This window comes from Ruegeria sp. CH10 (assembly GCF_056537125.1).
The window spans coordinates 99,359-116,435 of record NZ_JBQFQY010000006.1 but is presented as its reverse complement, the minus strand read 5'-3'; the positions used below and the strand labels follow the sequence as shown (position 1 = coordinate 116,435).

Here is a 17,077-nt window from a genome sequence, read left to right as displayed (position 1 = left end):
GCAGGCCCGCACGGTCATCGCGTCAGAGCCACTCGGGTATGGTATCGCGGTTTATGATTTCGTCAAAGCTTGGGCGTTCACGAATTACGGCGAATTGATCACCATGCACCAGAACCTCGGGGATCAGGGGGCGGGTGTTATATTCGCTGGACATCACCGCACCATATGCGCCGGCGCTGCGAAATGCGACCAGATCACCTGCTGCAAGCGGTGGCATATTGCGCTGTTTGGCAAAGGTATCGCCGGTTTCGCAAACAGGGCCCACGATGTCATAGGGTTGCTGTTCCACGCCCGGCGCGGGTTCGTTCACCGCAACAATATCATGATATGCTTCGTACATCGCAGGACGGATCAGATCGTTCATGGCCCCGTCCAGGATCAGGAAATCGCGCCCTTCGCCCGATTTCACATAGATCACCTTGCTGACCATCAGACCCGCATTGCCCGCGATCAGGCGGCCGGGTTCGATTTCAATCTCGCACCCCAGATGGCCCAGAGTTTTCTGGATCAACGCGCCATATTCCACCGGCAACGGCGGTGCATCATTGGCGCGGGTGTAGGGGATGCCCAACCCACCGCCCAGATCAAGGCGGCGGATATTGTGCCCCTCGGCGCGCAGCTGTTCGGTCAGTTCGGCGACCTTGGTATAGGCCAACTCGAACGGTTCCAGCTCGGTCAGTTGCGAACCGATATGGACGTCGATACCAATGACGTCCAGCCCCGGCAGTGTGGCGGCATGGGCGTAAACCTCTGAGGCACGGGCGATCGGGATGCCGAACTTGTTCTCGGACTTGCCTGTGGCGATCTTGGCGTGGGTTTTGGCGTCCACATCCGGGTTCACCCGCACAGTGATCGGCGCAACCACGCCCAGTTCCAGCGCAATCGCGTTGATCACGTCCATCTCGGGCTCGGATTCCACGTTGAACTGGCGGATGCCGCCGGTCAGCGCGGTGCGAATCTCATCCGCTGTCTTGCCAACGCCCGAGAATACGATCTTGTCGCCCGGTACCCCTGCGGCCTTGGCCCGCAGGTATTCGCCGCCCGAGACCACATCCATTCCAGCGCCCGCCTGCGCCAGTGTCTTCAGAATGGCCTGATTGCTGGCCGCTTTCATCGCATAGCAGACAAGGTGATCCAGGTCGCCCAACGCATCATCAAACAGCTTGAAGTGCCGCAGCAGAGTTGCGGTTGAGTAGACATAAAACGGAGTTCCGACCGCGGCTGCGATTTCGGAAATCGGGACATCCTCGGCGAAAAGCGCGCCGTCGCGGTAGAGAAAGTGATCCATACCCGCGCGCTTAGACCAAAACGGGCGCGTGGATCAATGGATTCGACGCACTTGCGGCAGATGGTCAGTTCGTCGTCGACACGCCAACCCGACCATAGCCCGAGATCGAGATGCCGGAACTGCCCGAGTTCGCCGTAGGTTCAGGCCGGGGTTTGTACGACGGATCACAGGCGGCCAGAACGCCAAACGATAGGATCAGGGGGAGAAACTTCATGATGCCTTCTTCGGAACTGAGAGGTTAAATGCCCAGGAATACACCCAGACCGCCCTTTTGCAGGCCCACGCCGCCGCCCACATGGGTACCGCTGCTGCCCACGCCGATATTCGCGCTCATGGTAGGTTGGATCGGCTCGCCATCCGCACCGCAGGCGGCCAGGGCGAACCCGGCCGCGATCAGCAGGATCACACGGAGTATCTGTATCATACCAGCGCCTTCCACCTTTTGATCTGGGCACGCACCTGATCGGGGGCCGTGCCGCCATAGGATTGGCGCGAGTTTACCGAATTTTCGACAGTAAGGACAGAATAGACATCATCCGTAATATCTGCGTGGACCGACTGCATGTCCTCCAGCGTCAGATCGGGCAGATCACAGTCTTTGCTTTCGGCCATGGCCACCAGCGATCCGGTGACGTGATGCGCATCGCGGAAGGGCAGGCCCAGCACCCGCACCAGCCAGTCGGCCAGATCGGTCGCGGTCGAGAACCCCGAGCCTGCGGCGGCGGCCAAGCTTTCGCGGTTGGCGGTCATATCCTTGACCATGCCCTCCATCGCCGCAAGCGCCAGCATCCAGTTGTCGGCGGCATCAAAGACCTGTTCCTTGTCTTCCTGCATGTCCTTGGAATAAGCCAGTGGCAGGCCCTTCATCACCATCATCAGTGCGGTATTGGCGCCGTAAATCCGGCCCACCTTTGCGCGGATCAGTTCAGCCGCGTCGGGGTTTTTCTTCTGCGGCATGATCGACGAACCGGTCGAGAAGCGATCCGACAGCGTGACAAATCGGAATTGGGCCGAAGACCAAATCACCAGTTCCTCGGCAAAGCGCGACAGATGCACGGCACAGATCGAGGCGGTGGACAGGAATTCAAGCGCAAAGTCACGGTCGCTGACCGCATCCAGTGAGTTGGCGGCGGGACGGTCAAAGCCCAGTGCTTCGGCCGTCATCGCACGGTCGATAGGGAAGGACGTGCCTGCCAGCGCCGCAGCGCCCAAGGGGGATTCGTTCATCCGGGCGCGGGCATCACGGACGCGGGATAGATCACGGCCAAACATCTCGACATAAGCCATCATGTGGTGACCCCATGTCACCGGCTGCGCGGTTTGCAGGTGGGTGAAGCCGGGCATGACCCAATCGGCCCCCGCCTCGGCCTGTGCCAAAAGCGCGCGGATCAGGGCCAGAAGGCCGGTTTCGGCGGCGTCGAACTGATCGCGGACCCACAGTTTGAAATCTGTCGCAACCTGGTCATTGCGGCTGCGGCCTGTGTGCAAACGTCCTGCGGGTTCTCCGATCACCTCTTTCAGCCGCGCTTCGACATTCATGTGGATGTCTTCCAGCGCGGTCGAAAACTGAAACGAACCGGACTGGATTTCTGACAAGACTGTGAGCAGCCCTTCCCGAATAGCCTGCGCATCACTATCACTTATGACGCCTGTGGCAGCCAGCATGGCGGCATGGGCGCGCGAGCCTGCGATGTCCTGGGCTGCCATCCGCTGATCGAACCCGATCGAGGCATTGATTGCCTCCATGATCGCGTCTGGACCGGCGGCAAAGCGGCCGCCCCACATCTGGTTCGAGGATTGATCGGTCATGTAAGAAAACCCGGAGTTGATATGCGCCTATTTCGTCTGATCCCCCTTTATATGGCCCTTGCGCTGGGTGCAAATGCAGCTTTGGCCGCCGATATAGAGACTTTGAAGCCTTTGCGGGAAGGCACGCTGAAGCGCCTGATCCTGCATAAGGAACCCAAAACCAAGACTCCGGTCGAATTCCAACTGGAAGATGACGGCGGCACCGCAACGCTGGCCGATTACAAGGGTAAATATGTTCTGGTGAATTTCTGGGCCACCTGGTGCGCGCCCTGCCGCAAGGAAATGCCCCAGATCGCCGAACTGCAGGAAGAGTTCGGTGGCGACAAGTTTGAGGTCGTGACGCTGGCCACCGGGCGCAACTCACCTGCGGGTATCAAGAAGTTCTTCGAGGAAAACGGCATCGACAACTTGCCCCGCCATCAGGATGCGGGCTCGGCCGTGGCGCGTGAGTTCGGCGTGATTGCCCTGCCGATCACTGTGATCCTTGACCCCAACGGCGACGAAATCGCCCGTCTGATCGGCGATGCCGAGTGGAACTCGGATAGCGCGAAGGCGATTGTCGGCGCTCTCGTGGGCGGTGAAAGCTGAAGATCTCACCCTGAAATCAACGAATCGTGCTAACCTCCCGCTGCATTCAAGCGGGAGGATTTTTTTGTGAAGATGCTGAATTTGGTTTTAACTACCCTGTCGGTTCTGGCAGTTTCCGCCACAGTTGCGACAGCAAAAGAAATCAAGAAAGAAAACCAGTTTCTGGATGCCGTCGCTGACAAGACACTTGTCGGGAACGGGGCCTCACTTGTCATTTCGTCAGACGGTAAAATCTCGGGTCAGTTGGACAATGGCGCAAAAGTGGTTGGCGCATGGGTTTGGAACAAAAGGTTCTGGTGCAGAAACGTAACCGTCGGCGGCAACGCATTGCCTGAAGACTGTCAAAGGGTGTCACTGGAGGGAAACCAGGTGACATTCACCCGCAACAAGGGCAAAGGCGACTCGGGCGGGACCTACACCATCTCAAACTAATTTGTGATTCATTGGTCGGCTCCGCTGACGCAACGCCACCTTTGACAGTGACCTCTCCTCTTTGCAGTTTGGCTGCAGGAGGATGGAATGCCACTGGAAATTCTGTTGGTTCTGGTCGTCGGCGGTATCGTCGGTGTGACCGTGCTGCTGCATTTGACCGGACGGTCGCGGATGCGCGACCTGACGCCCGAGACCGCGCGCTCGGAATGGCTGCGCCATGCGCCCGATGATGTGATCATCGACATAACTATTGCCCATGACAAGCATTCCGCCCTGATCCGGACCGAGACCGGGAACGGGCTGTTGTGGTCCTTTGGGGCTGACACCGTGGCGCGCCACTTGCTGGATTACGACTGGATCGACCATCCCGACGGGTTCGAGATCCAGTTCCACGATTTCGGCACCCCCAAAGCCATCATCCGCCTTGACGAATTCGAACGCCCGCATTGGGAACATCTGATGGACGCCACATGACCGACCAAATCACCTTCCCCGACGCTGTACAATGGGCCGTGCCCTTTTTCATCGCCGCCATTCTGGCCGAATTCCTGTGGATTGCCGTCAAAGGCAAAGGCGGGCGGTATGAGACGCGCGATGCCGTGACCTCATTGGTGATGGGCGCGGGCAACATCGCGTCCGGCTTTCTGCTGGGGTTCATCGCCTATGGGTTCTTCATGTGGTTGTGGCAGATCACTCCGCTGAACCTGGGCACCTCGATCCCGGTGATCATCCTGTGTTTCGTGCTGGATGATCTGCGGTACTATTGGGTGCACCGCTTTGGCCACCGCATCCGCTGGGTCTGGGCCAGCCATGTGAACCACCACAGCTCGCAGCACTATAACCTGACCACGGCGCTACGGCAGAGCTGGACCTATACGTTCACTTTCATGATGGTGGTGCGGGCACCGCTGATCCTGCTGGGGTTTCACCCGGCGATGGTCCTGTTCGTCGGCGGATTGAACCTGATCTACCAGTTCTGGATTCACACCGAGGCCATCGGCAAAATGCCCCGCTGGTTCGAGGCGGTGATGAACACCCCCAGCCATCATCGGGCGCATCACGGGCGCAACGCGCGGTATCTGGATTGCAACTATGCCGGCGTCTTCATCGTCTGGGACAAGATGTTCGGAACCTTTGTGCCCGAGCAAGAGGATGACCGCGTCGATTTCGGGCTGGTTCATAATATCGGCACGTTCAACCCGCTGCGCGTGGCCTTTCACGAATGGGTCAGCATCTGGCGCGACGCGACGCAGCCGGGCCTGACCCTGCGCGAGCGTCTGTCCTATTGCTTTGCCCCACCGGGCTACAGCCATGACGGCAGCCGCGACAGCTCGGACCAGATCAAGGCCAAGCACCTGGCCCGCAACCCCGAAGATCGCGGAACGCCCGGATTCGAGCATTTTGAGGCAAAATCGCCCAATCCGCAGGCAAAACAGGCTTAAATCCGCCGAACCCTTTGGCCACATTCTTGAAAACGGGACCGCAGACTCCATCTTGCGGGGAGTGAACCGTAACGAGTGGCCGGAGGTAAAAATGTCCAGACTAGCAACTGTTTCGACCGTTCTTGGCCTGCTCGGGCTTGTTTTGGCGATGCTGACGGCGCTGGCTGGCGGACCATCAGCAATCATTGCCCTTGGGTTTGCCATGATGACCCTTGGCTTTGCCGGGGCGGTGATCAGCGCAGCCGCCGCATTGGGACGCGTTTGGGAAACCGCGCGATAATCCACCGAAAACCCAAAAGCCTTAACCGCAGATTCATCACTATGCCCTGAAATACGTTCCCAAGCGTGGACGCAAAAGGGATTGGCAAAGCGATGCGGGACAAGAACAAGGCGGATGTGCCCGAAGGGGCGGAAAGCCCTTTGAACGCGGCTGTCGCATCCCGTGACACGTCCACCGTTCAAATGGCCACTGAGGCGGTGAAACACAAACAATGCAAACTGGCCTTTCAGCCAGTGATGCAAGCCCACCCGCCATTTGACGTGGCTTTTTATGAGGGGTTTATCCGCGTGCTGGACGAAACCGGGCGGGTGATCCCCGCGCGTGATTTCATGCCGCAACTGGAAAACACCCCCATCGGGCGGGATCTGGATTGCGTTGCGCTTGAGATGGGGCTGCGCACATTGGCCAGAACCCCGGATATCAGGCTTTCGATCAACATGTCTGCTCGGTCGATCGGCTATGCACGATATACGCGCGTGCTGGAGCGGTTTCTAAAAAAGCACGCCCATATCGGTGAGCGATTGATACTGGAGATTTCGGAAAGCTCTGCCATGACAGTGCCCGAGCTGGTGATAGATTTCATGGACCGGATGCAACCGCGCGGCGTGGCCTTTGCACTGGATGATTTCGGGGCCAGCAACTTCAGCTTCCGCCACTTTCGCGAGTTTCTGTTCGATGCCGCCAAGATCGATGGACAGTTCGTTCGGGGCGTCAGCAGCAATTCCGACAATCAGGCGCTGGTGCGCGCCCTTGTCGCCGTGGCCCGAGAATTCGAGATTCTGGTGACAGCCGAATCGGTCGAAACCAAGGAAGACGCCGCATTTCTGGTGGCAAATGGCGTCGATTGCCTGCAGGGGTACTTGTTCGGGGCTCCTACCGTCTCGGCCCCGTGGAAGGGTGAAAAAGCCAAACAAACCGGCAGCTAAGCGCTGAAATCCGGCCTCGCCCACGCCTGAGACAAGCTGACCGTTGCTGCACGTGCAGCATTACGCTATGTCATGCACAGTTGAAGCGGGGTAATGCAAGGCGCTCTGGTTCACAGAGGCTATGCCTTTGGGATGCGCGCCGTTAGGGTTCCCCCGGAACCTTGATGGTAAAGGATTGTCTGAATGACCAACGTAGTAATCGCATCCGCTGCCCGGACAGGCGTCGGCAGTTTTGGTGGCTCATTTGCAAACACCCCTGCACATGATTTGGGCGCGGCTGTTCTTGAGGCCGTCGTTGAACGCGCAGGGATCGAAAAGGACGAAGTCAGCGAGACCATTTTGGGTCAGGTTCTGACAGCCGCACAGGGCCAGAACCCTGCACGTCAGGCCCATATCAACGCCGGCCTTCCGCAGGAAAGCGCGGCCTGGGGTATCAATCAGGTTTGCGGCTCGGGCCTGCGCGCCGTGGCATTGGGGGCTCAGCACATCCAACTGGGCGATGCCGAGATTGTCGCCGCCGGCGGTCAAGAGAACATGACCCTTTCGCCCCATGCCGCCGCCTTGCGCGCGGGTCAGAAGATGGGCGACATGAAATATATCGACACGATGATCCGCGACGGGTTGTGGGATGCCTTCAACGGCTATCACATGGGTCAAACCGCTGAGAATGTCGCCGAGAAATGGCAGATCAGCCGCGATCAGCAGGACGAATTCGCCGTCGCCAGCCAGAACAAGGCTGAAGCCGCGCAAAAGGCTGGCAAGTTTGCTGACGAAATCACGCCCTTCACCATCAAGACCCGCAAGGGCGACATCGTGATGGACAGCGACGAATACATCCGCCACGGCGCGACCATGGAGGCGATGGCCAAACTGCGCCCTGCCTTCACCAAGGACGGCTCGGTCACGGCGGCAAACGCTTCGGGTCTGAATGACGGGGCCGCGGCCACGCTGCTGATGTCGGCCGAAAACGCCGAAAAGCGCGGGATCGAACCGCTGGCCCGGATCGCATCCTACGCGACCGCCGGTTTGGACCCGTCAATCATGGGCGTCGGTCCGATCTATGCGTCGCGCAAGGCGCTGGAGAAAGCCGGCTGGTCAGTTGGCGATCTGGATCTGGTCGAGGCCAACGAAGCCTTTGCCGCACAGGCCTGCGCCGTGAACAAAGACATGGGCTGGGACCCGTCGATCGTGAACGTCAATGGCGGTGCGATTGCCATCGGCCACCCGATCGGTGCATCCGGCTGCCGCGTTCTGAACACCCTGCTCTTTGAAATGAAGCGCCGCGATGCCAAGAAGGGTCTCGCGACCCTCTGCATCGGTGGCGGTATGGGCGTCGCCCTGTGTGTGGAGCGCGACTGAATGCGCTGACATCCCGATACCAAGGGCGTCCAATGGACGCCCTTTTTTGTTTTAGATCAAACCTTCCCCTGAGATGCGCCTTTATCATTTGCAAGAAAGATCAAAACTCACGCGAAACGATATTGCGCAATTAAACCCCACAAAGTAACAGAATTACTAGACAGATCAAAATTGGAGGAGTCCTCAATGGCACGTACAGCACTCGTTACCGGCGGTTCCCGCGGCATCGGCGCAGCAATTTCCAAGGCGCTCAAGGCCGAAGGGTATAATGTTGCGGCCACCTATGCCGGGAACGACGAAGCGGCGGCAAACTTCACCGAGGAAACCGGCATCGGCACATACAAATGGAACGTGGCCGATTATGAGGAATCCAAAGCAGGCATCGAGAAAGTCGAAGCCGAGCTTGGCCCGATTGACGTGGTGGTCGCCAATGCAGGGATCACCCGTGACGCACCCTTCCACAAGATGACACCCGAGCAGTGGCAGCAGGTGATCGACACCAACCTGACCGGCGTGTTCAACACCGTTCACCCGATCTGGCCCGGCATGCGCGAGCGTAAGTTTGGCCGCGTCATCGTCATCAGCTCGGTCAATGGACAAAAAGGTCAGTTCGCACAGGTGAACTATGCCGCGACCAAGGCGGGCGATCTGGGCATCGTCAAATCGCTGGCACAGGAAGGTGCGCGGGCGGGGATCACCGCAAACGCGGTCTGCCCCGGCTATATCGGAACCGAAATGGTGATGGCCGTTCCTGAAAAAGTGCGTGAAGCCATCATCAGCCAGATTCCTGCAGGCCGTCTGGGCGAGGCCGACGAGATCGCGCGCTGCGTGACCTTCCTGGCCTCGGATGACTCGCAGTTCATCAATGGCTCGACAATTTCGGCGAACGGCGCTCAGTTCTTCTCGTAATCCGAACGCACAGCACGAACAAGGGCCGGTCCACTCTGGGCCGGCCCTTGTTCATCCCGTAAGAACGTGTGCACTGCGTTCAGCGGGAACCGAATAGCCACGCAAGGGCGTTTTTGATGATCTTGCCGCGCTCAGCATGGGCCCGCTGAAACGCGCGGACGGCTGCGGGGTTTGTGGTCATCTCGATCATGACAGGCATCCTTTCAGTTCAGCTTTGCTTGACTTTCCCTGAATATGCGCCTTATCTTCAAAGCTGACAAACGAGCTTTTTACGACAACCAGTTAAGAAATTCTTGATCGAATGAGTGCCGCCTTTCCGCCCCTGACAGCGCTGCGTGCCTTTGATGCAGCGGCCCGGCATATGTCTTTTGCCAAGGCCGCGGATGAGCTGCACGTGACACCGGCTGCATTGTCGTTCCAGATCAAATCGCTTGAGGAACACTTGGGCCGTCCTCTGTTTCGTCGCCTGAACCGCGCCGTTGAACTGACCGATGCCGGGCGAGCGCTCGCCCCCGGTGCGGCCGAAGGGTTTGCGGCGCTGCAAACCGCCTGGCAGGCGGCCCGGCGGCAGGGCGACGACACCAGTCTGACGGTCACGGCGGGCCCGGCGCTGACGGCCAAGTGGCTGGCACCCCGGCTGTATGAGTTTGCGCGGGCACATCCCGAGATTGACCTGAAATTCTCGGCCACTTTGCGCAACATGGACCTTGAACGAGACGATGTGGATGTGGCCATACGCTTTGGCTATGGCCCGGACGAAGGGCTCTATTCCGTGCCCGTGCGCAAGGAATGGCTGACCCCGGTGATGACCCCGGAATTGGCCGCGCAGTTTCCGACACCCGAAAGCCTGAAGGATGCGCCCCTGATCCATGACGACTCGATTGCGTTTCTCAGGCCGAAATGTGACTGGCCCACGTGGTTTCGGGCCGTGGGGATCACGTTCACGCCCGAGCATGGCGCGCGTTTTTCCAACGCAGATCATGCGATTGATGCTGCTGTTGCGGGTGTTGGTGTGGTCTTGGGGCGTCGCGCGATGATCCTGAAGGACCTGACCGAAGGGCGACTGGTCGCACCTTTCAAAACAGCGATTGAGACACGCGGGCGGTTTCGTTTTCTCTGCCTGCCGGGGGCAGAAAAACGCCCTCAGATCGCGGCTTTTCGGGATTGGTTCATTGCCGAGATTGAAAAAACCGCGCATATTTCGGACGCATTCAAGATCATCCCCGTAGAAGACGTCCCCACCTCATGACCAGATCCCGCGCCACGACTATCGGGTTCATCGCTGTCCTGCTGTGGTCCTTGCTGGCCCTGTTCACCGTCGGATCCTCGCCCACGCCACCGCTCTTGCTGAACGCCATCTGTTTTTCCATCGGCGGCACCTTGGGCCTGATCTGGACATGGGCCAGCGGCGGGTTGCGTCAATTGCGCACCGTGCCCTGGACCACCTATCTGTTCGGCACCATTGGTCTGTTTGGCTATCACGCGCTGTATTTCTCGGCCCTGCGCATGGCCCCAGCGGCCGAGGCGGGCTTGATCGCCTATCTCTGGCCCCTGTTGATCGTGTTGTTTTCCGGGTTGCTGCCGGGCGAGAACCTGCGCCTTGGACATCTGTTTGGCGCCTGTCTCGGATTTGCCGGGGCCGCGGTGATCATCGCCGGAGGCGGCGGGATGGGGTTTCAGGCGGCCCACCTGCCCGGCTATGGTCTGGCATTGCTCTGCGCGCTGACCTGGTCAGGCTATTCGGTGTTGTCGCGCAAGCTGGGGGATACTCCGACCAGTTCAGTGGCCGTATTTTGCGTTGCCACAGCCGTTGCGTCGGGTGTTTTGCATTTGGCGATCGAGGAAACAGTCTGGCCCAGCAGCGCCTTTGGCTGGGCCTCGGTCGCGGCCCTTGGGCTGGGACCCGTCGGGCTGGCGTTTTATGTGTGGGACATCGGGGTCAAGCAGGGCGACATTCAGATATTGGGCACGGCGTCCTACGCGGCACCTTTGCTGTCTACGCTGGCTTTGGTTGTGGCCGGGATCGCCGCCCCGTCCTGGGGCCTGGCGATCGCGGCGGTGCTTATCACAGGCGGCGCGACGATTGCCGCGCGCGCCAGTCTGCGTCGTTAACTCGACAATCGCTCGATCTCTTCCTTGAGCCTCAGCTTCTGCTTTTTCAGCTGCGCAATATGAAGATCGTCGATGCCAGGCGAGCGTTGTGCTTGTTCAACTTCAAGACCGAGATTTTCGTGCTTCTTCTTCAGTTCGGTCAGATGTGCGCTCACGCTCATGGCGGTACTCCTCTGTTGGTGTCTGAGTTTCACGTAAGAAGTTGACCACATCGTTTCCACCCTGTCACGCTGCAGACGCACAGAAACTATAATAAATCCGACAAATTCGGCTGGTTAATGCCTATTGACCGAAAAACCCGGTGATCACGGCCCCATCCCGCAGCACCGATGAGACCTGTGGCGTATAGCTTTCGCCGTCTTTCTCATGTCGCTCGCCCGCATGCAGGATCAAAGGCGCGTGCAACCGGAAACCTGCCCGACCCCCTTTTCTGGCGCGCAGCATGACCAATTCAGCGGTGCGACCGGTGCGCGCGGCCAGCGGCAGAACTTCGACCGAACCCAACCGTCCCGTACAGCCCGCCAGCATGTCGGGCAGGCGGTCGGCTTTCTGGATCATATGCAGATACCCGCGCGGCGCGAGGCGCCGAGCGGCGGTATCGAACCACTCTGCCAACGGCGTGTCCTCGCCCAAGGCCATGCTGCGCCCTTTGTCTGCCGCCGGACTATGTGCCCCGGCCCGGTAATAAGGAGGATTCGCGATCACATGGTCGAACTGCCGTTGCCGCAGATCGGCGGGCAGCGCAGTCAAATCCGCCTCGATCACGTCAAGCGAGGCATTGTTTTCATCGGCATTCCGGCGCGCCAGATCGGCATAGGCGGGTTGAAGTTCGACCCCCACGCCCTGCAGGCCCGAAACCCGCGCCATCAGACACAGGATCGCAGCCCCTGCACCGCAGCCAAGCTCCAGCACGCTGTGACCAGGGACCGCCGGGACCGACGCCGCCAGCAGAACCGGGTCAACTCCTGCCCGATAGCCGGACCGCGGTTGCCACAGACGTACACGGCCGCTCAAAAAATCGTTACGGGTCAGATCGCTATCGGGGAAGCAGGTCATCGCCCCAGCGGGATGTCATTGTCGCGCATGACTCTTTCCGCACGGGTCAGATCGTCGGCCCGCACCATCAGGCGACGGGGGAAGATTCCGATGCCGCCTTCGAGGATGCTCATATTTACGTCCATCTGAAAGCAGTCTATATCCTCGCCTTCAAGAAGGGCCGAAGCAAAAGCCAGGATCGTCGGATCGGTGCTGCGCAAAAGTTCTTTCATGGGGATGGATGTAAGGGCAAGGTGGCTAAGATGTCGAGCCTTGTATCAGGGGTGTGATGAATATCGATACGATCACGAAACCGCATGAGCGACTGGCAGAGATTCTGACCGCCGAAATGGAGGCGGTCAACACGCTGATCCGCACGCGTATGGCGTCCGAGCACGCGCCGCGCATCCCCGAAGTGACCGCGCATTTGGTCGAGGCGGGCGGCAAACGTCTGCGCCCCATGCTGACGCTGGCGGCGGCCCGGTTGTTTGGGTATGCGGGCGACCATCACGTGCGGCTGGCCGCAACGGTCGAATTCATCCACACCGCAACCCTGCTGCATGACGACGTGGTCGACGAAAGCGCCCAGCGGCGCGGGCGGCCCACGGCGAATCTGCTGTGGGACAACAAATCCAGCGTTCTGGTCGGCGATTACCTGTTTTCCCGCAGTTTCCAACTGATGGTTGAGACCGGATCGCTGCGTGTTCTGGACATCCTCGCCAACGCCTCGGCCACGATTGCCGAGGGCGAGGTTCTGCAAATGACCGCAGCCACCGATCTGGGCACGGATGAATCCGTCTATCTGCAAGTTGTGCGCGGCAAAACCGCAGCGCTGTTTTCGGCCGCAACCGAGGTGGGCGGCGTCATTGCAGGCGCTTCTGAGGAGCAGGTCAAGGCGCTGTACGACTATGGCGATGCGCTGGGAATCGCGTTCCAGATCGCGGACGATCTTCTGGATTATCAGGGTGATAGCAAAGCGACCGGCAAGAATGTTGGCGACGACTTCCGCGAGCGCAAGCTGACGCTGCCGGTGATCAAAGCCGTCGCACAGGCCACCCCGGATGAACGCGCCTTTTGGGAACGTACGATCGGCAAGGGCCGTCAGGAAGAGGGCGATCTGGGTCACGCGCTTGGCCTGATGGGCAAATACGGCTCGCTGGAGGCCACACGGTCAGATGCGTTTGACTGGGCCGCAAAGGCCAAGGCGTCGCTGGACCCTCTGCCCGACCACGAACTGCGCACCTTGCTGCGTGATCTGGCCGATTACGTGGTCTCGCGACTGAACTGATCGCCCCAACGCGTTAGGATTTCCGGCACAGGGTGTTAGTTACCGTTGGCGACCTTTAGGGGATCTGCGCCTTCCTCGGCCAAAACTGCATCCAGCCCGATCTCAAGCTTGCGGCGGATACGCTCGGGATCAGCCTCGGCATCGGTATCCTCGGGATCGACAAAGGACAGGGCACGTTTCCACTGGAACTCAGCCTCGCGCGCGCGACCGACGGCCCAATAGACATCGCCCAGATGATCATTGACCACCGGATCGACGGGCATCAGCTCAACCGCGCGCTCCATGTGGCCGACCGCTTCGTCATAGCGACCCAGACGGAACAGGACCCAGCCCAGACTGTCGACGATATATCCGCTATCGGGGCGCGCTGACACGGCGCGTTCGATCATGTCCAGCGCCTCATCCAGTTTCTCGCGCCGTTCAACCAGCGAATAGCCAAGGTAATTGAGAACCTGCGGCTGGTCGGGGTTCAGTTCCAATGCGCGGCGGAAATCGGCCTCGGCCTGATCCCACTGCTTGAGCCGTTCATGCGAAATACCGCGCGCGTAGTGCAGGAACCAACTTGCACCCGAAGCGCCTTCGGTCAGATCAATGGCCGTGCTGTACGAGGCAACAGCGCTGCCATATTCTTCTTGCTGGCGCTGCAGATCGGCCAACGCAACGTGCACGCTGGGCAGGGTTGGGTTCTGACTGGCCAGTGTCTGCAACACTTCGGCCGCTGCATCAGCTTTGCCCGACCGGCTGAGAACCTCAGCCCGGCCCAGTTCGGCCACGTGATAGTCGCTGCTGTCGGCAGGGACTGCACGATAGGCGTCAACCGCAAGATCGTATTGTTCCAGCCCGTCCAGCAATTCCGCGCCCAGCAGGATCGCATCTACATGCCCCGAACGCAGGAACGCGGCGGTTCGCACATAAAGCAGCACATAGTTCGGAGCGGCCTCACCGTTCAGGGCGGCCCCAACGGAAAAGAACACCTCGGCCATACCGTCCTGCGCCGATTGCGCGTGGGTGAAAGGCAGGGTTTGTCCATCGGTCAGACGGGCCACGTAGCCTTCGATTGATGGATCACGGCCTGCCGCGAACACCTCGTCCAGAAACGCCAGAGCTTCTTCGTTTCGGTCCAGCTGAGACAGCACCTCGGCCCGGGCCAGCGCAGCCCGGCGCGAAAACCGCGAGACCGCGCCATCATGGGCGCTAAAAACCTCTTCTGCGCCTTCGAAATCCCCGATCGAAGCCAGCGCCAGCGCCTTGTGATACAGGGCAAAGTCGCGCAGGCCATCCTGAGTCGAGACCTCGTCGAACTGCTCCATCGCACGGGTCACCGCGCCCTGCCCCATATGGGCCCAGCCGATCATCAGCCCGTCCACCAAAGGCCCAACGCCCTGTGTTTCGGGATCGCGGGCCAGCAGTTCGTCAAGCTGTCCCTCTGCGACCAGATTTGCGGTGATCACCATCCGGGCGGCTTGGCTGGTCAACTCCATTTCTTCGATGGTTTGCGCAATGGGCAAGGCGCGCTGCACTTCGCCCAGTGACAGGCGCGCGACCAGAACGCTTTCCAAAAGGGCTGCGTTTTCGGGATCGACTCTCAACGCCTGCGCATAATAGCGCTCGGCCGCTGTATAGTCACTTTCGTAAACAGCCTGCCGCCCGGCCAGATAGGCACCCGAACCGGTATCCGCCAAAGCGGGAAACACAAAAGACGAGGAAAACACTACAGCCAGCGCTGCGCGACGAACCAAAGAAGCCACCTAAATCCTGCCTTGCTATTCTTGTCTGTAGGTAAAGCTAGGGCTTTGGCTGGCAAGAGGCAATGGCAGAGCCTTCACGACCCTGCCAGTGCCCGGTTTTTTGCTTACATGTTGGGATAATTCGGTCCATCCCCACCCTGCGGCGTGGTCCAGGTGATGTTCTGGCTGGGGTCCTTGATGTCACAGGTCTTGCAATGGACGCAGTTCTGGAAGTTGATCACGAACCGCGGGCCGTCTTCATCCTGAACCATTTCATACACACCGGCGGGGCAATAGCGCTGTGCCGGTTCGTCGAATTTGGGCAAGTTCACTTTGACCGGCACTTCGGGGTCGGTCAGCCGCAGATGGCAGGGCTGGCTTTCCTCGTGATTGGTCATCGCAAAGGACACGTTGGTCAGACGGTCAAAGGACAGCACGCCATCGGGCTTGGGATAGTCGATCGGCTTGTGCTTGCTGGCCTCTTCGGTCGATTGCGCATCGTTCTTGCCGTGGCCCACCGTACCGAGCAGCGAAAAGCCCAGCGTGTTGGTCCACATGTCCAGACCACCCAGCATCAAAGATGCGGTCAGGCCCCATTTCGACCAGATCGGCTTGACGTTGCGCACCTTTTTCAGGTCGCTGCCGATGGGCCCGTTGCGCACTTCGGTCTCGTAGTCAGACAGTTCATCACCGGACCGGTCGGCCTTGATCGCGTCAAAGGCGGCCTCGGCTGCGGCTTTGCCCGACAGCATCGCGTTGTGGTTGCCCTTGATGCGCGGCACATTGACCATGCCCGCCGAACAGCCCAGCAGCGCCACGCCCGGCGCGACCAGCTTGGGCATCGACTGATAACCGCCCTCGGTGATCGCGCGCGCGCCATAGGCCACACGCTTGCCGCCTTTCAGCAGTTCGGCCACCATCGGATGGTGCTTGAAGCGTTGGAATTCCATGTAGGGATACAGGTGCGGGTTCTTGTAGTTCAGGTGCACCACGAAACCGACATAAACCTGATTGTTTTCTAGGTGATAGATAAACGACCCGCCGCCCGCGTTGCTGCCCAGAGGCCAGCCCATGGTATGCGTGACAGAGCCTTCTTTGTGCTTGGCCGGGTCGATCTCCCAGATCTCTTTCATGCCGACGCCGTATTTCTGCGGCTCTTTGCCCGCAGACAGGTCGTATTTGGCGATCACTTCTTTGGACAGAGATCCACGCACACCTTCCGACAGGAAGACATATTTGCCGTGCAGCTCCATCCCCGGTTCGGTGTTGGGGCCGTAAGAACCGTCCGCTTCCAGCCCAAACACACCGGCGACCACGCCTTTGACTTCGCCATTCTCGCCGTAGACAAGCTCGGAACACGCCATGCCGGGGAAGATTTCCACGCCCAGTTCCTCGGCCTGTTCGGCCATCCAACGGCAGACATTGCCCATCGAGACGATGTAATTGCCGTGGTTGTTCATCAGCGGCGGCATCGGGGCGTTGGGGATGCGGATTTTACCGGCTTCGCCCAGCATATAGAAATTGTCTTCGTGCACCGGCACATTCAGCGGCGCACCTTTTTCCTTCCAGTCCGGGATCAGCGCATCCAGCCCGCACGGGTCCAGCACCGCGCCCGACAGGATATGCGCACCCACTTCCGAGCCCTTTTCCAGAACCACAACATTCAGGTCGGCATCCAGCTGTTTCAGACGAATGGCCGCAGACAGGCCAGCAGGGCCTGCACCTACGATCACAACGTCGTACTCCATCGCTTCGCGTTCAATCTCGGCCATCGCGGGCTCCTTAGCTAACTTTTCCGAATTGGCGCTTTCACTGCGTGGTCGGCGCAATATTGTTTCACGGGTGATTACATGTTTGGAAAGACATAGGTCAATCGAAACAC

At 59.6% G+C, this 17,077-nt stretch carries 20 protein-coding genes; 11 read left to right on the top strand and 9 right to left on the bottom strand.

Annotated features, from left to right (window positions below; translation table 11 throughout):
- Positions 1–22: 22 nt before the first annotated feature.
- The 4 genes from lysA to argH all read right to left on the bottom strand — a co-directional run bounded on the left by lysA (position 23) and on the right by argH (position 3,097).
- Entirely contained in the window at positions 23–1,288 is a 1,266-nt protein-coding gene (lysA, locus tag ACRZ94_RS17040) for a diaminopimelate decarboxylase (protein WP_480797893.1), read from the bottom strand.
- A 64-nt stretch (positions 1,289–1,352) separates the two neighbouring features.
- Positions 1,353–1,502: a hypothetical protein gene (locus ACRZ94_RS17035; RefSeq protein ID WP_480655491.1), complete on the bottom strand. Its 150-nt coding sequence runs from the start codon at positions 1,500–1,502 to the stop codon at positions 1,353–1,355.
- Positions 1,503–1,526: 24 nt separating this feature from the next.
- The gene (locus ACRZ94_RS17030; protein WP_480655492.1) at positions 1,527–1,712 is read right to left on the bottom strand and encodes an argininosuccinate lyase; all 186 of its coding nucleotides are present in this window, start codon (positions 1,710–1,712) and stop codon (positions 1,527–1,529) included.
- The gene (gene argH / locus ACRZ94_RS17025) at positions 1,709–3,097 is read right to left on the bottom strand and encodes an argininosuccinate lyase (RefSeq protein ID WP_480655494.1); all 1,389 of its coding nucleotides are present in this window, start codon (positions 3,095–3,097) and stop codon (positions 1,709–1,711) included. Before argH ends, ACRZ94_RS17030 begins: the two co-directional genes overlap by 4 nt.
- Positions 3,098–3,118: 21 nt before the next feature.
- Here argH and ACRZ94_RS17020 point away from each other — a divergent pair, with 21 nt between their 5' ends.
- From ACRZ94_RS17020 to yddG, 10 genes are all read left to right on the top strand, one after another.
- The gene (locus tag ACRZ94_RS17020) at positions 3,119–3,685 is read left to right on the top strand and encodes a TlpA disulfide reductase family protein (protein WP_480655496.1); all 567 of its coding nucleotides are present in this window, start codon (positions 3,119–3,121) and stop codon (positions 3,683–3,685) included.
- A gap of 72 nt (positions 3,686–3,757) precedes the next feature.
- Positions 3,758–4,117 (top strand): hypothetical protein, encoded by a 360-nt coding sequence (locus tag ACRZ94_RS17015; protein WP_480655497.1) that lies wholly within the window; start codon positions 3,758–3,760, stop codon positions 4,115–4,117.
- 87 nt (positions 4,118–4,204) lie between these two features.
- A complete protein-coding gene (locus ACRZ94_RS17010) occupies positions 4,205–4,591 on the top strand; it encodes a hypothetical protein (RefSeq protein WP_480655499.1) in 387 nt (128 codons plus the stop codon).
- Complete coding sequence (locus tag ACRZ94_RS17005) at positions 4,588–5,559, top strand: sterol desaturase family protein (RefSeq protein WP_480655501.1); 972 nt, start codon at positions 4,588–4,590, stop codon at positions 5,557–5,559. Before ACRZ94_RS17010 ends, ACRZ94_RS17005 begins: the two co-directional genes overlap by 4 nt.
- A gap of 91 nt (positions 5,560–5,650) precedes the next feature.
- Positions 5,651–5,839 (top strand): hypothetical protein, encoded by a 189-nt coding sequence (locus ACRZ94_RS17000; RefSeq protein WP_480655502.1) that lies wholly within the window; start codon positions 5,651–5,653, stop codon positions 5,837–5,839.
- Between the two features lie 92 nt (positions 5,840–5,931).
- Positions 5,932–6,765: an EAL domain-containing protein gene (locus tag ACRZ94_RS16995; RefSeq protein ID WP_480655504.1), complete on the top strand. Its 834-nt coding sequence runs from the start codon at positions 5,932–5,934 to the stop codon at positions 6,763–6,765.
- A 183-nt stretch (positions 6,766–6,948) separates the two neighbouring features.
- Positions 6,949–8,124, top strand: coding sequence for an acetyl-CoA C-acetyltransferase (locus tag ACRZ94_RS16990; RefSeq protein ID WP_480655506.1), 1,176 nt, complete (start codon positions 6,949–6,951; stop codon positions 8,122–8,124).
- Positions 8,125–8,310: 186 nt separating this feature from the next.
- The gene (phbB, locus tag ACRZ94_RS16985) at positions 8,311–9,033 is read left to right on the top strand and encodes an acetoacetyl-CoA reductase (RefSeq protein WP_480655508.1); all 723 of its coding nucleotides are present in this window, start codon (positions 8,311–8,313) and stop codon (positions 9,031–9,033) included.
- Between the two features lie 301 nt (positions 9,034–9,334).
- A complete protein-coding gene (locus ACRZ94_RS16980) occupies positions 9,335–10,282 on the top strand; it encodes a transcriptional regulator GcvA (RefSeq protein ID WP_480655510.1) in 948 nt (315 codons plus the stop codon).
- A complete protein-coding gene (gene yddG, locus ACRZ94_RS16975; protein WP_480655512.1) occupies positions 10,279–11,145 on the top strand; it encodes an aromatic amino acid exporter YddG in 867 nt (288 codons plus the stop codon). The genes ACRZ94_RS16980 and yddG overlap by 4 nt, the downstream gene beginning before the upstream one ends.
- Here yddG and ACRZ94_RS16970 read toward each other — a convergent pair.
- From ACRZ94_RS16970 to ACRZ94_RS16960, 3 genes are all read right to left on the bottom strand, one after another.
- On the bottom strand, positions 11,142–11,306 hold the full coding sequence (locus tag ACRZ94_RS16970; protein WP_170353553.1) for a YdcH family protein: 165 nt from the start codon (positions 11,304–11,306) through the stop codon (positions 11,142–11,144). The two genes, yddG and ACRZ94_RS16970, sit on opposite strands and share 4 nt — an antisense overlap.
- Positions 11,307–11,427: 121 nt before the next feature.
- Positions 11,428–12,201: a tRNA1(Val) (adenine(37)-N6)-methyltransferase gene (locus tag ACRZ94_RS16965; RefSeq protein ID WP_480797892.1), complete on the bottom strand. Its 774-nt coding sequence runs from the start codon at positions 12,199–12,201 to the stop codon at positions 11,428–11,430.
- The gene (locus tag ACRZ94_RS16960; RefSeq protein WP_170387439.1) at positions 12,198–12,413 is read right to left on the bottom strand and encodes a putative signal transducing protein; all 216 of its coding nucleotides are present in this window, start codon (positions 12,411–12,413) and stop codon (positions 12,198–12,200) included. Before ACRZ94_RS16960 ends, ACRZ94_RS16965 begins: the two co-directional genes overlap by 4 nt.
- 56 nt (positions 12,414–12,469) lie before the next feature.
- Between ACRZ94_RS16960 and ACRZ94_RS16955 the strand changes: the two genes are divergently transcribed.
- Positions 12,470–13,468, top strand: a complete 999-nt coding sequence (locus ACRZ94_RS16955) for a polyprenyl synthetase family protein (protein ID WP_480797891.1) — start codon at positions 12,470–12,472, stop codon at positions 13,466–13,468.
- A 35-nt stretch (positions 13,469–13,503) separates the two neighbouring features.
- On the opposite strand, the gene ACRZ94_RS16950 is transcribed toward ACRZ94_RS16955, so the two are convergent.
- Both ACRZ94_RS16950 and ACRZ94_RS16945 read right to left on the bottom strand, forming a co-directional pair.
- Positions 13,504–15,216 (bottom strand): tetratricopeptide repeat protein, encoded by a 1,713-nt coding sequence (locus ACRZ94_RS16950; protein WP_480655518.1) that lies wholly within the window; start codon positions 15,214–15,216, stop codon positions 13,504–13,506.
- Positions 15,217–15,320: 104 nt separating this feature from the next.
- On the bottom strand, positions 15,321–16,967 hold the full coding sequence (locus ACRZ94_RS16945; RefSeq protein WP_480655520.1) for an electron transfer flavoprotein-ubiquinone oxidoreductase: 1,647 nt from the start codon (positions 16,965–16,967) through the stop codon (positions 15,321–15,323).
- Between the last annotated feature and the right edge of the window lie 110 nt (positions 16,968–17,077).